This window comes from Chryseolinea serpens (assembly GCF_900129725.1).
Taxonomy (GTDB): Bacteria; Bacteroidota; Bacteroidia; order Cytophagales; family Cyclobacteriaceae; genus Chryseolinea; species Chryseolinea serpens.
In genome coordinates, this window is record NZ_FQWQ01000001.1 from 2097439 (window position 1) to 2118683 (window position 21245).

Sequence of the window (21245 nt, forward strand, 5' to 3'; positions counted from 1 at the left end):
CGCAATGAAAAGAATAATCGAATACAGGCGGCTCTTAGGTGTTGGTGAATCTGCCGATTTAAAAGAGCTGAAGACCATTTACCGGAATTTCATGAAAGACTGGCATCCGGACAAATTTCAATCTAACGAAGAGAAAGCCGCCGCTGAAGAAAAAAGTAAAGCTTTTATTGAGGCTTATCATTTTTTAGTAAGTATTGCACCCGAAACACGGGCGCAGAAGCTTGAAGAGTATACAGCGGCTATCGCGGCTTCAAAAATGACCGACTTTCAATACAAGGGGCAGACACTTCAGGTGTATTTTGCTGATGGTGGCGCTTTTGAGTACTTCGGAGTTCCCCGCAATATCTATCTAAAACTTGTGAACGCTGACTCTCCCGATCGCTTTGCCAGAAGACACATCTACAACGCCTTCATCTATCGAAAGGTGACCAAGGCAGTTGAAGCTTGAGTCCGTCTCGGTGGAGATTCCGCCCCCGACCACTTCATTTCGTGAGAGTTTGATTACCATAAGTGAAGTCAGCACAGGTTCGTCGTTAACCTGTTATTAGGATGGACAAAGACGAGATCGCCAGGTACATAGGCTTGCAGAAGCTGCGACAATAGATACTGTCCAATAGAAAAACGAAAAGGCCCAAAAACCAGAACCATTCATCTCGACCACCTCCCCGTGGGCTGAACGATTTAAGGATAAGAAAGGGCGATAAGGTTGTTCACCGGAAGATCGTTGTTCTGTAAGACCTGCTGAGGATGTAGTTTATCATCCGGTTTGCCCTTAAATTGCCGAAATTGTAATTATAAAGAAACTATGCTATGGGATTGACGCTGCAATTCGCTATTGGAGATAAACAACAAATCATTGACGCCGTCAAAACGTTTGACTTTGATTTTTTAGAGCAACTTGAATCTGAAAGCAAGCTTGCTGACTTCAGTCTTCATCTTGAACCCAACGATTTAAATTTTCTGGTGGGTTCTGCCACTGAATTACTAGATGTTGGCGAATTTGGGCTCAGAGAATGTTTGGATACAACAAAGTTCTACTTCGATTCAGAGGCAGGCGGCGCCTTTTTTGTGGACACCGCCATTATAGATCTATTCTCCAGGTTCAATAAAAATGATGCCCGGGCCCTCACGCATAAATGGTCTGAGAAAATGACGGCCGCGCATGGAGAGGATATTCCAGTCAATGATGATGCTGTTGGGGCCGTGGAAGCCCTTATCGCCATCAGCAAGGATGCTCAAGAGCAAAACCTGGATCTTGTACATATCTGGTATCTATAGCCCCCTTGCATGAAAAAACATTATTTGACTATAGCCTTTATCCTCTTTGTCAGTGGCGCACTCGGACAAAGACTGTATGGCGGGCAACCAAAAGTCGCTATACCAAAATTCAGTATTGCGCTTTCGGCATCCACGGATCCTACATCTGAATATTATTACAAATCGGTAGAAAATAAATTAACCCAACTTGACACTACCGTGACCGCTGAACAAATTATCAGTTACACAAGGTATAAAGTTCAAACGGCCCATACCAATCCAAGCCTCCTGGATAGTCTGGCCAATACGATGTACAAGCTGAACGAGGAAAAAAAATATAAGGACGCCATTTCCAAGGCAAAAGATCTTTTATCGTTAAGTCCTAATAATATTTCCGGGCACAAAGAAATCTCTCTGGCCTACAAACAACTTGGGAACGATAGTCTTTCGGGGCTACATTTCGCCATGCTCGTGAAAGTGCTCTCTTCCGTTTTTAAATATGGAGACGGTTCGTATGACTATCCTTTTTTAATTAATAACTTTTTTGAGGGGATCTCCATCTACGAGGCCGCTTTCCGGTGTAACCCCAACAAAACGGCGCTAATGTTAGACAAGAGCAAAAGACTTCTTGGAGCGTACAACGGATACTCCCGTGCCATGGACGAAATTCTGATCCGATACGCCGAACTCTCTCATTGGAAACCTTTTTTAAAGAAAGAGGACTACATTGTGGAGGAGAACTAACGCCTGGCAACAACCTGCTTTTTTTTGCACACGGCTTGTTATTTTTGAGATCGCCTAAACAACATCCCCGGTCACTTCACGTCAATACCTTCATATTGTTTAGGCATAGGAAGATCCGGTCGCTCGTTTGTGTACTGAAGACTAATGATCCACCAGCGGCCTGCATCATGAATGAGTTGAAAACAGTTTATCCCTTTCCCCCTTTGTTGACTCTTCGCGCCGCCTCCCACGCGGAATTGATAGGTGGAGAACAGACTCATAATATCTCCAAATCGCTCAGTAATCCGGTGGGTCTCCTCTACGTAAAAGTCGTTGGTGCGGAAAAATTCGTCGGTCCGTTTGGTGTATTCTTCGGGCGTCGAACTGCTATAGGACGGATGCCCTTGTGCGTCTGTTCTTACCACACCGAGAATGGCTTTTTCGTGAAAAAGTGATCTATACAATTCCCAGTTGCGCGCGCCGGCGGGACCCGAAAGCACCTTATGAAGGCAAAGGATCAGAGAGTCGGGGTCTTCAAATGAACGCTGTCCATAGGATGTCGATTGCAGCGTTAAGACTAACAGTGCAGTGATAAAGAGCGACGCTGCATTTTTCATTTTCTTTTGGATCATACTCATTAGATTTAATCTTTCACTTTTGTATCTACCGCGATCCAGTTCACCTCCCACGTCTTTCCACCGTCTTCCGAGAAAGACTGCTCAAAGCGGGCTGACGTTGGAGTGACGTCTGAAATAATAAATCGAACAAAGATGGCACGGCCATTCAACGTCTCCTGGTTGTAGAACTCACCGCGGCCGTTCTTAAATTCACCGATCGTAGGCAAGGCCATACTACCACCCTTTAAATTTGCAAAATTGAGGCTCCACTGACGGGTTTCAGGATTGTAGAGCCGAAGACTCAGTCCCTCGAAATGTCCGGCGGGGCCATCGGCCACAAGTTCAAGCAGATTGGCTTTTCCATCCCAAACCTTCCTGACCACGCTGATGCCGTCGTACTCCACCCAGGTGGTCGATCCGGTCAGGGGTTTCTGAAGTCGCTTCAGGTGCGTTTTCCAGGTGCCGATCTCAAAATCAAAGTCGTGCTGTCCGCTGCTTTCTGCGGAAGATGGGTCAGGCTTTTTCTGTGCCACCCCGTCGAAGGACAGGAAGACCGCCAGCAGGCAGATTATGCAGAGGCGTACTACCGGAACCCGTAATTGTTTCATAGAAGATTTATTTAAATCCGGAACTTGTCCGATGGGTGTTGTTGCAAAAGTATATTTTTGCTGGATGGTGCAAGTAATCCAGTTTTAATATCTTAACTAATCCAGGGAATGCAGCTTGTAAAGGAATTGCTCAAGATCGACCGGTCGTCGGATACCCCGCTTTACTTGCAGATCACGAATGCGTTTATTCAAAACATTCACCTGGGAAGACTTCGAAAGGGATTAAAATTACCCGGTTCGCGGGAGATCGCGGATGCCTTACACATCAACCGCATGACGGTGGTGGCTGCCTTTCAGGAATTGGACGCCCAAGGATGGATTGAGACGCTGCCCAGAAAGGGAACGTTTGTGAAGGTGGATCCCTCCACGTTGTCGCCAAAGAAATTAAGCGACGACCGCAGCGAATTCACGTTACCCCAAAAGACGGGATTCAAATATGACGCTGGCCCCGATGCAAAGGATGTCTTATCTTCTGATTTTCCTTCGGCTGGAAAAATAATTTTGCGGGATGGTGGCTATCCGGATGTGCGCCTCGCACCTATGGAGGACCTGGTCAGAAAAATAAGAAGTCTTTCACGCATTCCGTCCAACAAAAAATACCTGATGTATGGAAATGCACAAGGGACACTTTATTTAAGAGAACACCTGGCTGCATTTTTATGCGACACCCGGGGCTTGCGGATCACCCCCGAAAATATACTGATCACGAAGGGCGCCCAGATGGCCATTTATATCGCTGCGTCGCTACTGGTAAAACAAAAAGAAGAGATCATTGTCGGGACACCCGGATACATCGGAGCGCAGTCAACGTTTAAACAAATCGGGGCCCGGATAAATTATGTGTCGGTGGATGAAGATGGATTGGATATCGACGCTGTCGAAAAGATCTGTAAACAGAAAAGCATCCGGATGGTTTATGTCATTCCGCACCATCACCACCCCACGACTGCGACGCTCACGCCTGAAAAGCGGATCCGCCTGCTGGAACTGGCCGCAAAATTCAAATTCGCCATCATGGAAGACGACTACGATTATGATTTTCACTATGACGGCAAGCCGATGATGCCCATGGCCAGTCTCGACCTGAATGGAAATGTGATCTATTTAGGCACGCTGACCAAGTCCTTGGCTCCCGCCATCCGGCTGGGATTTATCGTGGCGCCCGGGGAGTTCATACGCGCTGCGGCGCATTTCCGGAAATATATCGACTCTCATGGCGACAGCATCATTGAAAATGCCGTTGCGGAAATGTTCAAGGATGGCACCATTGCGAGACACCTTAAAAAATCCGTGAAGCTTTATAAAGAACGAAGAGACCACTTCTGCAGCTTGCTGACCAGTGAATTGGGAAAACATGTTTCTTTTACAATTCCGGAAGGAGGCATGCTGGTATGGGTTTCATTCTTAAAAAAAAATCTGCAGCTAGTCGCTGCGAAAGCGCTTGCAAAAGGGCTTGTCATGGGCAATGGGACCGACTACGATACAAAAAGAAAAAAATACAACGCGGTGGGCATGGGCTTTGCCTCCTTAAATTTTAAAGAGCAGGAGAAAGCGGTTCAGATCCTGAAAGAGATTTTGGAATAATATCCCCAACTCGCCCACAAGAAGGCGATTTTTCTCCCCATCGTTCTGACGGGAGCCCTGCGTTTGAGAAGGTTTCAGAAAAGCTTTGATCTTAAACTTCTGCGAAATATTTCATGGCCAGTTCCGTATAATGCAATGAAATGGTTCGCGCAGAGTGCCCGGGGTCTATTTCGGTCAGTTCCCAGGGATCATCTCCCAAAACTTCTTCTGTATCACTCATTCTTCGGCCTACTTCGAAAAGCCGATCCGTCGCAATTTCCTTAAGCACCGTTCCGGTGTTAATGGTAACTTCTGATGTGATGGGGACAAACATAATTATTTCAGTTAGTATGATGTTATGACTATTTAAACTCAAACGGCATACCAAGCTCGCTTCGTGGGTCGAAACTGTTCGCAGGTTTCATTGGCCCAACACCCTGGGAATGGGCATACGAGTGTCTATCGAATTTAAATATTCTACGAGAAATTGTCAAATCGCCGTAGGAGCCGCCGATACCCAAAGTACCCATCCCAAATAAAAATCTATCAACAAAACCCGTGCGCTGCGTGTTAAACCTAAGTTTTCGAAGCCGGAAAAATGAGTGACACTGCACGAGCAAGAATACAACCCCGTCCAAACGAAAAAAAGAAATGCAAATGGGCCCACAGGGCGTTGCTGTTATTCCTCTGCGCGGGCGTCCAATTCCTGGCAAGTGCACAACCAACAACGACTAACATGACCACCACAACAGTATCAAATGAAGAGGCGGCGATCCGCACGCTGGAAGACAAGTTTGTGACGGCCTTCAACGCGGGGAATGTAGACGCGATGATGAAGAATTATATATCCGACAGCAGTCTCGTCGTTTTCGATGTCGTGCCACCACGACAGCATCAGGGCGCAGAGGCTTATCGCAAAGCTTGGGTTGGCTTCTTCTCGCACTTCAGGGGAACTCCAAAAATCGCCATCAACGATCTGTCCATCACCGTCGACGGAACGGTCGCGTTTAGCCATAGCATCCAGCGCGTCACCGGAATCGACACAAACGGCCGCGCCATCGACCGGACCGTCCGAGTCACCGACGGCTATCGCCAGATCGAGGGACACTGGCTGATCGTGCTCGAACATGTCTCGGTCCCCGTCGACGTAACCACCGGCAAAGCTGACCTTACATCAAAGCCTTAACTGTCATTTTTAATTTATCCCCGCATGGCCGCCTACGCTGAAACAGGACGGACGCCGGCCGCAAAAAAGGACATGGCCCGTTTGGAAAAAGGACTCGATGTGTATTTCAAAAAGCATTGGGAGGAACAAGGGATCGTATTGTTCCCGAAATTCAAATAACTTGTGCAAAAAAACTGAATGGCTTTGAAACCGACGAACCCCAAAACCTATACGGTCAGACGCATGTTGCATGATACATTAGGCGAAACTACCGCACACGATTCTGTGTCGTGGGAGCAAGCCCATGCTTTGCATGACTTTGTTTTTCCCTGGGAACCCGAGAAGCCCTCGGCGGCGATCACGTTTCGGGCACTGCACGACGACCACGGGTTGTATTGGCAATTCCGGGTACGGGACAAAGACATCAAAACGTATGTGGACAAGAATGAAAAGTCGGAAGTGATCTTTGGCGATCGCGTGGAAATTTTCTTCAGCCCCGACACCACCCTGTCGACCTACTATTGCCTCGAGATAGACTCACTGGCCCGCGTGTACGACTACCGCGCCAACTACTACCGGAAATTCGATAGCGCCTGGCAATGGCCTTCGGGTCAACTGCAGGTACAGGCCCGGCTGGATGAGAATGGCTATGTGGTCACGGGCAGGATAGGTTTGCAGTCGCTGAAAGACCTGGGCCTGCTCACCCATGGCACGTTGCGTTGTGGCTTGTACCGGGGCAAATGTATGAAGATCGATCTGCAACAAGAGGCGATGCAATGGATCAGCTGGGTGACACCGGCATCGGCTACGCCCGATTTCCACATCCCGTCATCCTTCGGGATCTTTCAATTGGAATAGCGATGTAACAGAAGAAAACCAAGCTGGATGGCCAAAATATCTGGCAGCGCAACAACGTCATACTATTTTCAACGACATTCACCCATCATCGGTAGCCTAATAACCCTGGCCTTAAGGCCAGGGCCAAAATAATTCCCCGCCGGTTAAAAAGCCGCATTCGCATTGAGCCTCAACGCGATTTCTTGACAGGATACTTTTTGAAGATCTTGGCGGTGTAGTCCATCACCAGTTGCTGGACGTCGTCGGTCAACTTGAACGTCTTGTTGGCCATGCCGGTCCACACCTGTTTCCGGGTTTGCGTGTCGTACATGGCAAACTTTAATATACCGTCTTCTTCGGCGGTGGCAATGATCTTCCCCCCGGCAACCGGGGCCGAGCCGGCCACATAGTATCCGGGGCCCGCCACACCCACACCCAGGCTGAGCGTAGGGGTCTGCGAATAGGTCATGATTTCCTGCACGCTGGTGAAGAAGAGAAAGACGGCGTCCGGGTGTAGGGTGTCCATCTTCAGGCCCCGGCTGATCAGTTCCTGATTGGCAGCGTAAGTGATGGAACCACCATAGAGCTTGTCTCTGCGGTATCGGTTCAGGACGCTGTCGCCAGGAGCAAGCCACGCATACGTCTTGAACTTCTTGAAATCGGTTTGGGTGTCGTGGTCCGACTTGATGGATTGCGCTCGCAGCGACACGGATAGGGCAAGGCAAATGCTCACCCGCAGGATGTGTAATTTTTTCAATGGAGAGGGGGTTTATGCTAAGATAAGACTTTAAGCCTTCGTTGTGTTCCAAAATGTATGAAATAGCCAACCCTCCAAACGCTAATCTTTCGGAATCAAATTCTGATTAAAAGCAATTTCCCAAAGATGCCCGTCCGGGTCTTGAAAATAGCCGGCATAGCCTCCCCAAAAAGTTTTTTGAGCCTGTTTTACAATGGTGGCACCCGCTTTCTTGGCCTGGGTCATGATGCTATCCACTTCGGCTTCGTTGCGGGTAGTATAGCCAATTGAAAATTCCGTCGATGAGGGGTTGCCTCTTCCCACCTGGGCATCCCAGGCCAAATTATCCCGGGTATACAGGGCAAGGACCATCCCGTTTTTTAAGTCAAAGAAAGCCACCTCGCCATGTTCAAACTCCTTGCCGACAATACCTTTTGAAGCCAACCCCATACCCTGATGATAAAACTTGAACGACCTCTCAAGATCGTCCACCCCTAACGTTAAAATCGTAAATCGCGGTTCCATTTTAGAATTTGGTTTTTGGATTTGAGTAAAAGCAGCCAGTGTCGATACGATCACCGCGGCTACCATGATGTTTCGTTTCATTTTTTTACTCAAAGCTAATCCGAACGGGTAGCAGGGACTTCGTAAAAATGCGACAAAAAATAAGCCTGTCTCCTACCCCCGCTGTCTACGGGGTGGGCGACCGTTGTCGCGATTCACCCCAAAATTGTCGAGTTCACACCCGGTCCAATCCTGAAATGAATTCCAACTTTGTGCTGTCAACAAAAATTAAAATAACAGCAATCCCTATGGCTACAGCATCGCAATCAAAGGAGCAACCCGATAAACTTATCAACAGCGGCTACGCACCGGTTAATGGCATCGAAGTGTATTACGAAATCTATGGCGAGGGCAGGCCTGTTATTTTGCTGCATGGCGCGTATATGACCATCGATATGAACTGGGGCCAACTCATCCCTGAACTGTCGAAAACGAGGAAAGTAATTGCCCTTGAATTGCAGGGACACGGGCATACACCCTTTTCAGAGAGAACCTTATCGCGTGCTACGTTGGCCAGTGATGTGGAAGGCGTGATGGATTACCTGGAGATTGACACGGCGGATGTAGTCGGGTATAGTTTTGGCGGCACGGTGGCTTACCAGTTTGCCCTGCAAAGTCCGAAGCGGTTAAGAAACTTGGTGATCATTTCTACTACTTATAAAACCAGTGGTTGGATGCCGGAAGTAACCAACGCGTTTAAAAACAGGAAGCCCGAGATGTTTACAAACTCGCCACTGCATGCCGCTTACAACGCCGTGGCTCCCGACAAAACAAAATGGCCAAAGTTCCTGGAACAGATGTTTGCTTTAGCCGGCGAGCCTTATGACCTGGGTGAAGAAAATATCGCGAAAATTACGGCGCCCGTCTTGCTGATCGCGGGCGACAACGATGGGCTGGACAAAATTGAGTTGATCAAAACATATCAACTCCTGGGCGGTGCCATCTGTGCCGATTTTGGCGCTATGCCCAAATCGCAATTGGCCATTGTTCCGTCGCAGGGGCATTGGAGCTTGATCATGCAAACGCAAATCTTATTCGGTTATTTGGATCGTTTTTTACAGTAATGGCGCGATAAACAAGGTGCCATGCGAGACCCGCATCGATCTTCTCGTCTCATGGCACCCGCACGCGCCGTCCCGGACTCCGACGTTGGCGAGCCCTCTGATTAGGTCTTCGGCTCTTCATCCGGGCGCTCATCCTGCAAGGTGATCACGACGGGGTTGTTCAAGGGCCGCACGTGAATGAACCGGCCCACTTCAAAGCCACAGGCTTCGAGCCATTTGCCGGCAGAAACATCAAAATTGGCGGAATTGGCCCAGTTTGTCAATTTTACTATATTCCCAATTCATACAGGTAGAATCTTTGGCACCGCCGATTAGAATTACAGCCACAAAACGCACAATCGTATTTTGATTTCATGACTATTAAATGCCCAATACCATGATTACCTTCAATTGGCATAGTATCCGATCAGTAAATAACAGCCAGAATGAAGGCTTCGAAGAACTAATTTGCCAGCTTGCCTCCAAAGAAATAATTCCTGGTCAAGTCCAGTTTTTTAGGGTAGGCAAACCAGATGCAGGCAAAGAATGCTATTGGACGACAAAAACTGGCGATTTAATTCTATGGCAAGCTAAGTTCTTCATGACTAGTTTCAACGCCAGTCAGTGGGCAAACATAGACAAATCAGTTAGACGGGCAATTGACAGTCATCGCGACCTGAGTCGATATATCGTCTGTTTCCCAATTGATTTTCCCGATCTCAGGCATTCTAAAAAAGCATCACTTCTGGACAAATGGAAAAACAAAGTTAACGAATGGAAAAAATATGCAGCAAAGAAAATCAAGCGAAATGTAGACTTTACATATTGGGGAAATTCGGAACTACTGTCAAGAATTAACAAAAATGGAAACGAAGGATTGCGTTATTTCTTCTTTAACAGCAATGAGTTCACGGACGCTTGGTTTGATAGAAAAAATGAGGATAACATTATCCGGCTGGGCAGTCGATACACGAAATCTTTAAACCTCGACTTGCCAATTGCTAAAATCTTTACAGGCTTATCAAGGAGCGATTCATTTCGGGAAAATGCGGAAATTTTATACCGCGAATTTGTCAATAAGTACAAAGACTTTGAAATCGACGAAGATACCAATATAGCTCCAATAGTGAGCGCTTTGCGCGCATCAGTCGAAACTGTTAAGTCAATATTTGAATCGATCGATTGGACCGGTACCGCTACCCTACCTCTTTCGAATCTTCAGGATCTACTTGCAAAAATAATAGATGAGGGACTTAGTGGAATACAAGGATATTTTTTCACGAAGGGTTATGGTAGCGGCGCCACAGAGGAGGATATTAAAAACTACCAACGGCAGCGCTCCATGTTTGATCCGTTCGGCAGACAAGTAGGTAAGTTGCTCGATTTCCTCTCAAATCACGAGGCCAAGCTTTGGAATAGTCCTTTTCTATTAATAACTGGCGAAGCCGGAATAGGAAAATCGCACCTGCTTGCCGACGCAATAAATAAAAGAAAAATAGATGGACACATTAGCCTTTTCCTCCTCGGCGAACATTTTACCACCAAAGAACTGCCATGGACCCAGATTCTTAATAATCAATTGGGTCAACGTAACATTGACCAGGATACTTTTCTTACAGCACTGAATGCTAAAGCAGAGTCGATCCAATCGCGTATCATCATATTTATTGACGCCTTGAACGAAGGGGAAGGAAGATCAATTTGGCCTAGCGAACTACCCTACTTTATAAACTCAATAGCGCGACATCCGTGGCTGGGACTTGTGACCACGGTACGTGATAGTTTCGCAGACCTAATCGCACCTGATCAACCTGACAGAAATCTCCTATTACGATACCGGCATACGGGCTTCTCCGAAATAGGTTATGAGGCAACGCTAGCGTTTTTTAAATACCACAAAATAGAACTCCCCTCCACCCCCATTTTGAATCCAGAATTTCACAATCCATTATTTTTAAAACTTTTTTGCATTGCAGCACAAAATCAACTAAAGCACGAACATACATTCACCGAAATTGGCCTTTCCAGGGTTATCGCGAATTTCGTCGATAGTATCGACAATAAACTTAGCCGCCCAACAGAGCTCGATTATGATCTTAATAAAAAACTAGTCAAGCGATCTGTATCCAAAATAATATCAAAAATTTCGGCTGACAACGTCGACACAATTCCATATGACGAAGCCTCCGCTCTGGTGGACAGTGTGTTCGATAGTCAATGCGCTAAAAAGGAACCATATTTAAGGCGCTTAATTGCAGAAGGTGTCTTTCGGGAGGATGTAAAACTTGATCAGAATGGCAAACAGTCGATCGTCGTTTTTTTGTCGTACCAGCGCCTTCAAGACTTCTTAGTGGCAGAGAAACTGCTCGATGAATATTTAGTAGTCGAGAACGACGATAAAATAATCAAAGATGGCCCGATACTTCACATGTTGAAAAACGAACGTGAAGCCCGAAACTTTCAAAACATTCTCGAAGCATTGTCTATTCAAGTACCCGAAAGAACTGGTAAAGAACTATTCGAGCTACTACCTCATGCTAGGCTTTTTAAGCCAATCGCCGATTCGTTCGTTAGTTCATTAGTCTGGAGAACTAATGAACACATAATGGACGGGACTAAGTTATTCGTATCCGAAGTAATCGATAAGAATGAATCTCTAACATACCCATTTCTCGATACAGCAATTTTGCTATCGACGCGTGCTAATTTTTTCTTTAATGCCGACTATATCCATGCCCGCCTGTTGGCCCTCACACTTTCTGATCGTGATTCATTTTGGACAATTTGGATTCACCCCAAGTATGGACGCAATGCCCAAATCAATCCTATCAAACGACTGATCGACTGGGCTTGGGGCAACGACGACAAATCACACATTTCAGATGAATCCATAAGGCTATCTCTTCTGCTCCTATGCTGGCTTTTTTCAAGTAGCAACCGGGAGCTTCGTGATGCAGCAACGAAAGGAGCGATTTGTCTACTGGAGAAAAGACAGCACCTTGTCATTCCACTACTTACCAACTTTCAAAATGTAAATGATGCGTATGTGACAGAACGTCTATACTGCGCTGTATATGGGAGCGCTATAAGATCGAATTCAACAACTCACCTGAGCCCAATCAGTCAATATATCCACAAGCACTTTTTTAGCCAAGAAATAATATTTCCGCACCATCTAGCTCGGGACTACGCCAGAGGCGTTATAGAATATGCGAGTTACAGGGGTATAAGGTTAGGGTTCAATATCAATGACGTAAGACCACCTTATAAGAGCATGCCTATCCCAACGGTATTACCAACTTATGAAGAAATAGAACGCAAATATCGTCCGTCAGGCAAAACCGGCGAGTTTGGGAAGCAAAATTGGGGAGCTACCGCCATTCTAGAATCGATGAACTTTGGGCAAAATGGCAGCCTTTACGGCGACTTTGGCCATTACATATTCAAACGAACATTCGACGACTGGGCGATCGATCTTCTTGGCATTCACAACTATGCCATTGAAAAAATTTTTAATCTGGGATATGAAGTCAAAAAATTCAATAAATTCGACACTGCGCAAGGTAGCGGTCGAACCAGCTCCACCGGAGAAAGGATTGGAAAAAAATATCAGTGGTTGGTGTTTCATGAGATTTTGGCAAGAGTTGCTGATCACTACAAAATGGCGGACGAAACCGATTTTGAGGGTAAGCACCAAATACAATGTGACGGACCCTGGCACCCATTCGTCCGTGATATAGATCCAACTATGACGATTAGAGAGACGGGGCAAACCAGAACCATAAGTCCCGCATCCCGTCAATGGTGGGTAAGTCCCTTCAATAATCACGACGACGCCCCAATCGGACATTGGGTCCGCGACCATAGGAATTTACCGCAAATTGCCTCATGCTTGGAGCGTACAAATAATGATGATGGAACGAGTTGGATATGCTTGGAAGGGCATCCCGATTGGCGGCAATCCGAACTAGGAGTTAACGATACCACCACCTCGCCGTCAAAAAGAATCTGGTATCAAATTAGAAGCTTTCTTATCTCTAAAAAAAATCTAACGGCATTTAAAAAATCATTTTCAAAACTCTTCTTCAGAGGTGCTTTCCCGGAAGCAAGAAGTTTATATGCAATATTTAGCAGAGAATATTATTGGTCGCCAGCATTTCATTTCTTTAACCAAACGTATTATAATGGTGAAGATTGGATTGACGTGTTTGCGGCTGACGGCACTAAATTCGTTGGCGCCGTCAGACGAACATCGGAATATTTCACTTGGGAAGCTGAATACGACCACTCAAAAGAGACCACCATTGGCTACTTCAAACCGACCCAATACATCAAGGAACGGTTGTCTCTCACTTTTTCAGCCCGCGAAGGTGAGTTCTTGGATCAGAATGGCCAAATGGCATGCTTTGACCCTTCCGTAAATAATGCAAGCCAGTCTAGTCTTTTCATCAGGAAGGACCTACTTTCCGACTTCCTTAGTCAAGAGGACCTCTGTATCATCTGGAGTTTGGTCGGAGAAAAGCAGATATTAAATTCAAAATCTGGCGACGACGGCACGCGTCTAAACATTTCAGGTTTCTATCATCTTGATGGAATAAAAATTAAAGGCACCCTAACAACAAAGGTCGAGGGGGATGAGCGATTAGCAAAAAAGCATTCAGTAAAGACCCAAAAATCACAGGCAAAAATTAGCTCGAAAGGCACCAAGAACAAAATATCTACGCGACCTAAAAGACAGAAAAAGCAGAAATTATCAATAAGGAAATCCCAAAATAAATAGTTTTGATTCCGAAATTATAGGCAGCGACCATAAGAAAAAATCGGAACCGTTCAGCCAAAACGCATCTGTTTTGGCACTTAAATGTTCACTTTAGCTCTTAAAGGGCTCCTCTTATTACTCAACAAATCCTCCCCAATAGATATCATCCCCTCATTATGAGACCCGCCCCACAAAGCTCTTCCATACACATAACTCGAAGTATATTCTTTCCAAGTCGTACAGAACTTTTTCAACCCCAGATAGCTCGCTTCCAGGTATTGTTTAAGCTCATTTTCCGACAGATAGCCCATATCAAAACAACATCTGGCTATGAATGAAGCCCGGCCATAATTCCATCCTGCATCTTTTGTTTTCTTCAGCGCAGCATAGTTTTCAAACACCCCATCCTGTGCCGTAACTTCCGGGATTACGTCCTTCAATTTCCTATAGATTTGGAGATATTGCTGGAAGCTGTCTTCGTCGCCGGGTAATCCGGATTTTAATATTTCAACATAACGCTCGTTATGCTCATACGCTTCATAGACAACCGAAAGATAAGGGTCCGTGTTCCGCTCTATTAAACTGGCCAGTACTTCCTTTCCATCTTCGTTGCTATAAATATCCCAATACTCTTCTAATAATTCCCTGAGTTCGTCCTCACTCAACCCCGTCGTATAGGAGTTTAAATAAGCCGATTGCTGAGCGGCATACATGGAGCCTACCAATACAAAATCAAGTTGTTCTCCGTGTAGCGGTTGCTTATCATTTAGCTGTAAATCCGAAAAAGCCTTGAATAATTTCGTCAGAAAACTCATAAAATATCGGTTCGTTATAAGTTAGAAAATCGAGATTTTAATTCCGCCAGGAGCCCCTCTCCCACTACCTGGTACTTGGCCCTGATTTGATGTAGTTTTATCAGATTCAACACATCCGCTGGGTCTACCTCATATCTCAATCGATCGTGAATTTCAAGCGACAGGGGTTGTCCGTCAATATCAAACGTGATGAGCTGAACTTTGGGCAGATCTGCTTCGGCTTGTTTTGCATAGAATCCAAGCTGCGTTTTTAATACTCCGCCATCTTGTAGCCGGGCTTTTTCTATGCGAAAATTGTCGAAGACCAGGTGGTCTTCTAATTCACCATCTGTATCGGTTGCAAAAAAATGCAGATCCCTACCACTCAAAACCAAAAAAGCATCGGTTTCTACCCGCCTGAGTTTTACCCCAACCGCTGACAACGCTACATTTTTTAGTCCATCACCGACGAGGTTTTGAACTTTGTCGGCTGTGCTTTGAGGGACAGACGCAGAACTGAAGGCATCAATGGCTTTACCCTTCATCCAGGTTTTAAGAAAAGAAAAATCCCGGTTCAACAACTCATTTTTGTAGGCAGCATAATTCCCGCGTTCCTGATCAATATTTATTTCAGCTTGTGCAGCCTGGTGACGTTTTTTCATGATCACCATCACCACTAAACTTATAATAACGACGGCTACCGGCGTTAAAAAAATGGGGTCCATACCGGTTAGGTTAAACGTTCGTAGATTCTACTTCTTCCTTTTTCGAAGGGATCGCCCCCCAGATCAATAACCCGATAATCAGTAGTGCTACGAGTTTGCCTCCATACCGGGTGTAGAAAGACAACTTATTAAGATCATCCTTATTCAGCTTTTGTGCTGCTAAAATCGCATCCAGTTCGTTTTGGGGAATCTCATAAAACGTGTCGGATTGTTCATCATAACCCACCAATTTCGGTTCTTCGGTGACGTATAAGGGAAGAAAATAAGCAATGTTGAATTCCTTATGAAAGGTGGCCAGGTCCATAAAATTGCCATGTTCTACTTTAAATTCCTCGGTATTGGGCAAGTCATAGACCTTGTGCAATACTTCCCTTTCTCCAAAAGGGATTTTAAGTCTGGCAAAAACAGAAGTGGAGGAAGAGGCAATGAGTAGAGCGATAAAAATTGATTTGGTCATGGGGATCATAGTGTTTAACAGGGTTTAATTTAAGGCAATAGTTTTAGGCGTGTAGCCCAATAGCAATTTAGAAACTATACAAACAAATCTATCGTAGAATATCGACACCGTTGTAAATTCATCGTTAATTTTTTATGTCATACTCCCCATACTCAGGGGGTGTATGTTACAAGTGGAATGAAAAAGGGATAGCCGTACGACGCCACTTCTACTATGCGTAGAGGGTTCTGATCCATATTTTTTCTTAAATTATCGTCGATTTAAAATGGAAGATCTTTAAGCTGCCTGTATGGGGATATATAAAAATTTGTTGGTGATCGAGGGGCTTCCCTCCTGTTCCATTCCTGATTTGCTTGAATCGTTTGGATTCACGCAGGTTGCTTCAAAAGAAAAAGCAACGTTGGGACAATACATTTACCCGGAAAAAGATGTTCTGGCGGTCTCCTTCTGCAATAATTTCACCATCCTGGCGCATTACATGCTACCTTTAAGTATGATCGAGTCCGATTTTGCACGGAGGCGGTATGACGATGATGCTGCCATTGGGAAGCATTTCGAAAAACAAAATTCTCTTGCCGTGTTATTGGAGAGTTCGGAAAACTGTTATGCCATGCGCTTGAAAAAAGATGGAAGAGACTTTGGTATTTATGGCAGGGCACACTCAAGCGCCTACAAATATGGGGAAATGACACCCATCGAATTGAAGTACCTGGAGAACAGTACAACGGACAGCGCTCCTGATCTTTGGGGAAAAAGAATTTTTTTAGTCGACGGCGAGGAACTCACGCATGATCAAATCGGTGAGGATATTGTTTTGTGGAACCTGCAGGAATTTATGCAGACGGGACCTGGGCTTCTATACGATCTGAGTGCCGAGGTTTTTTCGGTCCATGACGAGCATTTGTATCATCATCCTTAAACATTGTATTTGATTTTTAATCCAACTGGCTTTTAACGGAAGTAAAATGTATGAATGATCTGCAGATCAAGCATTGTCCCCGATGCAAGAACGATATAAAGATTCCGCCGTTGACAACGGAACAAAAAAAAGAACTTCAGACTATTCGGGAACGGCAAGGCATGGGATCATTACTCGAGAGAATAAGAAAGATCACTGCGTTGGATTTAATAGATTCAAAAATACTCACCATACATATTAATAAGACCGGGCATTGTAACAAATGCATCTATGCTAATCTCAAAGGCGAAAATCAGATTTGTCCTGAATGCAAGTCTTTCAATTTAAATTGGGAGTAACCCCCCAGACCCCCCTTTTCCTGCGGCAATCCCCAGACGATCTGAGTGTCGGTATTTTTTCAGTTCAGGGTGATCATTTGCATCATCATCCTTAGAAAACGGAAATTGTTTTTGGTCTGCAGACCCGCGAAATGAACCCGCCGTTTAGGGCAACCTGAATGCAGGGATGCGTAACCCTATCCGAGAAGGTTGACGATTTTTTACAATGGTCCAATGCCATCGTTTCTGCAATTTCGATCATGAGAATTGAATAAGCATAGATCTCCGCAAAGGAGAACGATTGGCTGCCACGCTTACACACGTGTTATCTATAATCTTTAATCTTTAAAAAACCCTATTATGTCAAAACCCAATCTCACCATTGCAGTAGAGCCCGTATTGGACAACAAGCTGCGTTATCTTGCTCAGGCCCCCTCATTCAAGGGAGGCACCGCAAGATCAAAGATCATTGTGCGCCTGCGCATCACCAACAACGAAAACAAAAAGGTGCAGGTAACGCACATTGCCTTTCATTTTCCCGACAGTAGCATCCCGAAAAAAGGGATGGAAGCCGTGACAAAAGCGATTGACCCCGACGACAGAGCCGATGGTGAATCGACCATCGATATTAACGGTTGGATCAACCCGCATAAAACAGCCACCTGGAGCAATGGCACGGTAAACCTGGACGCGGATGGCACACAACAAGCTTTTAATCAATACTACCATGATGGACCCGCACCGAAGAAAATATCCATTCATGTACAGTGTGCCGACTTTAGTGAGGTAGTGGTGACCAAAGACTTTGAGTTGGCGCCCTTTACATCGCCCACTACCGAAGGAGCTTTTCTGTTTCCCTTCAGCGCAGCCGATATAAAAAGTGGCGAATATTTTGTGACCCGTGGCGAGCACTGGGCAAATGGTGGCGCTGATGGCTGGCAGATCTATGCCCACGATATATTTCTGGAGGGCAGTGTGAATGGCGAGCCGATCAGCCAATATAAGGATGGCATTACCAAACCGACAAAAAATTCCGATTTCCGAATATGGGGAATTCCCGTCAGGGCCATGGCCGATGGAATTGTTGTTAAAGCTCAGGATGATACTCCCGCCAATACGTATACAGGAGAATCCCCTCCTTCTCCCGCACCAGAGGCCAATCATGTGTGGGTAAAGCATGGTGAGGTATATGTATACTATACTCATTTTCAGCAGCACTCTATTCCTGCAGAACTGAAACCTACCGCGAAAAATCCAAAACCTTTTGTGCGCGCCGGCGACATGTTGGGCAGAGCGGGCAATTCCGGAAACGCCTCAGGCCCCCATACACATGTTCACTGCGCATATGGAGACATGTATGGCGCTCTTGTACCGTTTCCTTTTCGAAAGGCCTGGATCGTAGACACAAAAAAATCGAATCCGCCAAAAAATAACAGCCAGTGGGAAAGACTCGATGCCGAGGGAATTCCCAGAGAATATGTAGCGATATGGCCGGAGTCTACCTGGCCCGGGTTTAAAGTACCCACTGCCGGACTTACCGTACACGGCACTTGGGACTACAAGTTTTGGAAAAGCGAGGACTTCGATTCGTTTAAAACGAAAGTACACGCCTATGCCGATGCGGGCTATCCCATCACGTATGCATCCAGTTTTTTAGATAATGGTCACAGGCGATGGGTAGGTGTATTTCGTAAGTCAACTGACAAATCCAGTTTTTGGGTAAAAGACACCTGGAGCAGCTTTGCCGACGAAGCCACCCGGCAGCACAGTGAACATGGAAAGCGAACGATCCATGTACATGCCTTTGATGACGGAGGCACTACAAAATATTTCGGTATCGCCCAGGAGGGCACGTGGGCGAACACCTGCTGGATGAGCGATAGTTGGGATGCCTTCAAAACAAAGGTAAGTGAACTGGCACACGACGGCAGAGCGCTGGTGCACGTCTCTAATGTGGCATTGAACGGATCAAGACACTGGATCGGCATTTCCAGAAGTGCTGGCTACACCACAGAACTTTTTTATAGTACAAGCCTTACTGAATTTGAAAGTAAACTCGATGCATACAAAGTGCATGGTAAATATTGTATTCACATGTTCCCCTATGTCAATGGAAGTGAACATCGTTGGGCAGGCATCGTGAAAAAGATGGATGGTCCTGTAGAGATGTGGCAAAACACCAACTGGGATAGCTTTGTGGAAGTAGTGAGGTATGCACAACAAAGTCAGCAACGCAGGCTTGTTGCCGTGGAATTTCCGTACAGTTAGTGTGATCGTACGTTATGCGACCCTTCAAATAGAAAATTTGACGACAAACATTTTTTCCACTCCGTGTCATTAAAAAAGGTCGAAAGCTGTTGTGCAGCTTTCGACCTTTAAAGGACAGTCTATTCTTTTTAAAATCGGCTGACGGTTCTAGTATCCAGGATTTTGTACTAAATATCCTGCTTGGTTAGAGGCGCCGTCCATTGCTTTTTGAGGGATCGGGAACAATCTTTTGTGTGGATCGGTGTCGGTTTTGCCGGTCCAGGTTCCTTCGTATTGGCCGAACCGGATTTGATAGACTCGTCTCAAGCCTTCCCAGTACAGTTCAAATCCCGATTCGCGGAACAATGTGGGCAGGTCGATAGAGGCCAGAGGCTGTGGCGTTTGTGAGGCGCGCGCGTTTCTGGAAGTTCTCAGGGTGTTCACATCGGCCAGCGCGCCGGCAGCGTCGCCATTTCTCAACTTCGCTTCGGCTCTCATCAAATAAACCTCTCCCAACCGAAGCAAGACCAAATCAACGCTGCTGTAGGAACAGCAGTTGGTGGCGGTGTGGCTGAACTGATACTTTGAAAATCTATAGCCGGTGTTGTGGAGACTACCTTGATCGGTAAAATCAACGTTGAGCGTGTGGGTGACATAGACTTTGTTTGCGTCGGCATCATTTAGTTTGATCACGGGATAGATCCTCACGGTTCCATCGGCGCAAGTCAAGATGTTACCGCTCTTGTCTTTGCGGGGGCCCCAGATCACACCGCGAAGGAATCCACGGTTGATTTCAAACTTTGTCGCCGGTATGCAATAGTAATGGTCCGCATCGTTCGTCGGGTTTACGCCGGTCAGGTCTTTAAGGTTATCGGGTATGATCGTATTTTCCTGATAAAAGCGGGCATCTGCAGCGGCAGGATCTACGGGAGCATAGGCATCCATCCAAGTCTGGATAAACTCAGGGGTGGCTGCGGCTGCATCGGTTCCTCGCGTGCTTGGGAATTCGGGGCGTGGGATCAGGGCACCGGATATCGGCCAATAGGCCCATCTTTGCTGGTCGGTTTCGAGTACACCTCTTTGGTCGAGTGCAAAGATCAGTTCCGTGTTGGTATGGTTATCGTCGTTGAACAGTGAGAAGTATTCGGGAGCCAATGTATGCGCCCCGCCGATGATACTGCTTGTGTACTGTATAACCTTATCCATGTCCTCCTTCTTAAAGGCAGGTGTTCCATACGGATCGCGATAAACGGCGGCATTCAAATATAGACGTGCCAGCAATCCGCTCACGGCATCTTTCGTAAACCTTCCCGGGTTGTTGGAATTGCTCATCACATCCACCACCGACAAAAGCTCACTTTCGATATAGTCGATTGCTTCTTGTCCCCTGACAATTTCGGATTGCTTATCGGAAGTCTCTTTTTTGAAAGCAATACCCCAGTTGTCGAGTGCCAACATGTTGAGGTATGCCTTCATGGTGATCATTTCATTCATCGCATCCTTAGCGGCTGCGTTACCTTTTTCAATTTCCGGTTTCAAATTTTCTGTGGCAACTACTGCTCTCGCCAGACATAACGTGATCGCGCTCCAGGAGTCTCCCACCAGGGCATTGCTGGCCGTCGGGAGGTGCTGGTGAATAGCGATGTATTTGCCTCCGTCATACCAGTCTGTACCGCCACGGTAAGGAAGAATGGCTTCGTCGGCGGCGATCTCCTGAAGACCGAAATTAACCGTGTGCATCCATACCTGACGGAGCATACCATAAACCGGTGCGATCGATCCGCTGACAACTTCTGACTGGCCCGTTCCGCTGAGAGACTCATCCAGAATTTGTTCATCCAACGACGTGCAACCGAAAAATGCCAGTAAAATAATTATCGGTAGTGCTTTCTTATATCTTATATTTTTCATCTG

Annotated in this window: 21 protein-coding genes; 11 read left to right on the forward strand and 10 right to left on the reverse strand. The window is 46.1% G+C overall.

Translation table 11 applies throughout. The features are described 5' to 3' along the window. Nucleotides 1–4: 4 nt before the first annotated feature. The 3 genes from BUB30_RS08185 to BUB30_RS08195 all read left to right on the forward strand — a co-directional run bounded on the left by BUB30_RS08185 (nt 5) and on the right by BUB30_RS08195 (nt 2001). Entirely contained in the window at nt 5–448 is a 444-nt protein-coding gene (locus BUB30_RS08185; RefSeq protein WP_073132642.1) for a KTSC domain-containing protein, read from the forward strand. A 362-nt stretch (nt 449–810) separates the two neighbouring features. Beyond that, on the forward strand, nt 811–1278 hold the full coding sequence (locus BUB30_RS08190; RefSeq protein WP_073132644.1) for a hypothetical protein: 468 nt from the start codon (nt 811–813) through the stop codon (nt 1276–1278). 9 nt (nt 1279–1287) lie between these two features. Next, entirely contained in the window at nt 1288–2001 is a 714-nt protein-coding gene (locus tag BUB30_RS08195; protein ID WP_073132646.1) for a DUF4919 domain-containing protein, read from the forward strand. Nucleotides 2002–2072: 71 nt separating this feature from the next. Here the strand turns inward: BUB30_RS08195 and BUB30_RS08200 are convergent, their stop codons facing one another. Together BUB30_RS08200 and BUB30_RS08205 are read right to left on the reverse strand one after the other, a co-directional pair. Continuing rightward, a complete protein-coding gene (locus BUB30_RS08200) occupies nt 2073–2612 on the reverse strand; it encodes a hypothetical protein (RefSeq protein WP_143164814.1) in 540 nt (179 codons plus the stop codon). Nucleotides 2613–2623: 11 nt separating this feature from the next. Beyond that, the gene (locus tag BUB30_RS08205; RefSeq protein WP_073132650.1) at nt 2624–3205 is read right to left on the reverse strand and encodes a hypothetical protein; all 582 of its coding nucleotides are present in this window, start codon (nt 3203–3205) and stop codon (nt 2624–2626) included. A 108-nt stretch (nt 3206–3313) separates the two neighbouring features. Between BUB30_RS08205 and pdxR the strand changes: the two genes are divergently transcribed. Then, the gene (gene pdxR, locus BUB30_RS08210; RefSeq protein WP_073132652.1) at nt 3314–4789 is read left to right on the forward strand and encodes a MocR-like pyridoxine biosynthesis transcription factor PdxR; all 1476 of its coding nucleotides are present in this window, start codon (nt 3314–3316) and stop codon (nt 4787–4789) included. A 91-nt stretch (nt 4790–4880) separates the two neighbouring features. Here the strand turns inward: pdxR and BUB30_RS08215 are convergent, their stop codons facing one another. Continuing rightward, nucleotides 4881–5102: a hypothetical protein gene (locus BUB30_RS08215; protein WP_073132654.1), complete on the reverse strand. Its 222-nt coding sequence runs from the start codon at nt 5100–5102 to the stop codon at nt 4881–4883. A 402-nt stretch (nt 5103–5504) separates the two neighbouring features. Between BUB30_RS08215 and BUB30_RS08220 the strand changes: the two genes are divergently transcribed. From BUB30_RS08220 to BUB30_RS08225, 3 genes are read left to right on the forward strand one after another with little or no spacing between them, the layout of a single operon-like run. Then, nucleotides 5505–5954 carry a YybH family protein gene (locus BUB30_RS08220; RefSeq protein WP_073132655.1) on the forward strand — a complete coding sequence of 150 codons (450 nt, stop codon included), beginning with the start codon at nt 5505–5507 and terminating at the stop codon, nt 5952–5954. Between the two features lie 24 nt (nt 5955–5978). Beyond that, entirely contained in the window at nt 5979–6113 is a 135-nt protein-coding gene (locus BUB30_RS35775; RefSeq protein WP_262485788.1) for a hypothetical protein, read from the forward strand. Between the two features lie 24 nt (nt 6114–6137). Next, nucleotides 6138–6791, forward strand: a complete 654-nt coding sequence (locus BUB30_RS08225; RefSeq protein WP_178377052.1) for a carbohydrate-binding family 9-like protein — start codon at nt 6138–6140, stop codon at nt 6789–6791. A 169-nt stretch (nt 6792–6960) separates the two neighbouring features. Here BUB30_RS08225 and BUB30_RS08230 read toward each other — a convergent pair whose 3' ends face one another. Both BUB30_RS08230 and BUB30_RS08235 read right to left on the reverse strand, forming a co-directional pair. Continuing rightward, nucleotides 6961–7527, reverse strand: coding sequence for a DUF4136 domain-containing protein (locus tag BUB30_RS08230; RefSeq protein WP_073132659.1), 567 nt, complete (start codon nt 7525–7527; stop codon nt 6961–6963). Nucleotides 7528–7608: 81 nt separating this feature from the next. Further along, the gene (locus tag BUB30_RS08235; protein WP_245804050.1) at nt 7609–8112 is read right to left on the reverse strand and encodes a VOC family protein; all 504 of its coding nucleotides are present in this window, start codon (nt 8110–8112) and stop codon (nt 7609–7611) included. Nucleotides 8113–8318: 206 nt separating this feature from the next. On the opposite strand from BUB30_RS08235, the gene BUB30_RS08240 reads away from it, so the two are divergent. Beyond that, nucleotides 8319–9134, forward strand: a complete 816-nt coding sequence (locus BUB30_RS08240; RefSeq protein ID WP_221408673.1) for an alpha/beta fold hydrolase — start codon at nt 8319–8321, stop codon at nt 9132–9134. A 101-nt stretch (nt 9135–9235) separates the two neighbouring features. On the opposite strand, the gene BUB30_RS35095 is transcribed toward BUB30_RS08240, so the two are convergent. Continuing rightward, complete coding sequence (locus BUB30_RS35095) at nt 9236–9397, reverse strand: SymE family type I addiction module toxin (RefSeq protein ID WP_178377053.1); 162 nt, start codon at nt 9395–9397, stop codon at nt 9236–9238. Nucleotides 9398–9510: 113 nt separating this feature from the next. On the opposite strand from BUB30_RS35095, the gene BUB30_RS08245 reads away from it, so the two are divergent. Then, a complete protein-coding gene (locus BUB30_RS08245; protein ID WP_143164815.1) occupies nt 9511–13893 on the forward strand; it encodes an NACHT domain-containing protein in 4383 nt (1460 codons plus the stop codon). 77 nt (nt 13894–13970) lie between these two features. On the opposite strand, the gene BUB30_RS08250 is transcribed toward BUB30_RS08245, so the two are convergent. Genes BUB30_RS08250 through BUB30_RS08260 form a run of 3 tightly spaced genes read right to left on the reverse strand, consistent with a single transcriptional unit; the run spans nt 13971 to nt 15848 of the window. Continuing rightward, nucleotides 13971–14687 carry a DUF1266 domain-containing protein gene (locus tag BUB30_RS08250; RefSeq protein ID WP_073132663.1) on the reverse strand — a complete coding sequence of 239 codons (717 nt, stop codon included), beginning with the start codon at nt 14685–14687 and terminating at the stop codon, nt 13971–13973. A 14-nt stretch (nt 14688–14701) separates the two neighbouring features. Beyond that, nucleotides 14702–15391: a hypothetical protein gene (locus BUB30_RS08255; protein WP_073132665.1), complete on the reverse strand. Its 690-nt coding sequence runs from the start codon at nt 15389–15391 to the stop codon at nt 14702–14704. 10 nt (nt 15392–15401) lie between these two features. Continuing rightward, the gene (locus tag BUB30_RS08260; RefSeq protein ID WP_221408674.1) at nt 15402–15848 is read right to left on the reverse strand and encodes a hypothetical protein; all 447 of its coding nucleotides are present in this window, start codon (nt 15846–15848) and stop codon (nt 15402–15404) included. A gap of 289 nt (nt 15849–16137) precedes the next feature. Here BUB30_RS08260 and BUB30_RS08265 point away from each other — a divergent pair, with 289 nt between their 5' ends. Further along, nucleotides 16138–16767: a hypothetical protein gene (locus tag BUB30_RS08265; RefSeq protein WP_073132669.1), complete on the forward strand. Its 630-nt coding sequence runs from the start codon at nt 16138–16140 to the stop codon at nt 16765–16767. A 677-nt stretch (nt 16768–17444) separates the two neighbouring features. Next, nucleotides 17445–19352 carry a M23 family metallopeptidase gene (locus BUB30_RS08275; RefSeq protein WP_073132673.1) on the forward strand — a complete coding sequence of 636 codons (1908 nt, stop codon included), beginning with the start codon at nt 17445–17447 and terminating at the stop codon, nt 19350–19352. Nucleotides 19353–19499: 147 nt separating this feature from the next. Here BUB30_RS08275 and BUB30_RS08280 read toward each other — a convergent pair whose 3' ends face one another. After that, complete coding sequence (locus BUB30_RS08280; protein ID WP_073132675.1) at nt 19500–21242, reverse strand: RagB/SusD family nutrient uptake outer membrane protein; 1743 nt, start codon at nt 21240–21242, stop codon at nt 19500–19502. Between the last annotated feature and the right edge of the window lie 3 nt (nt 21243–21245).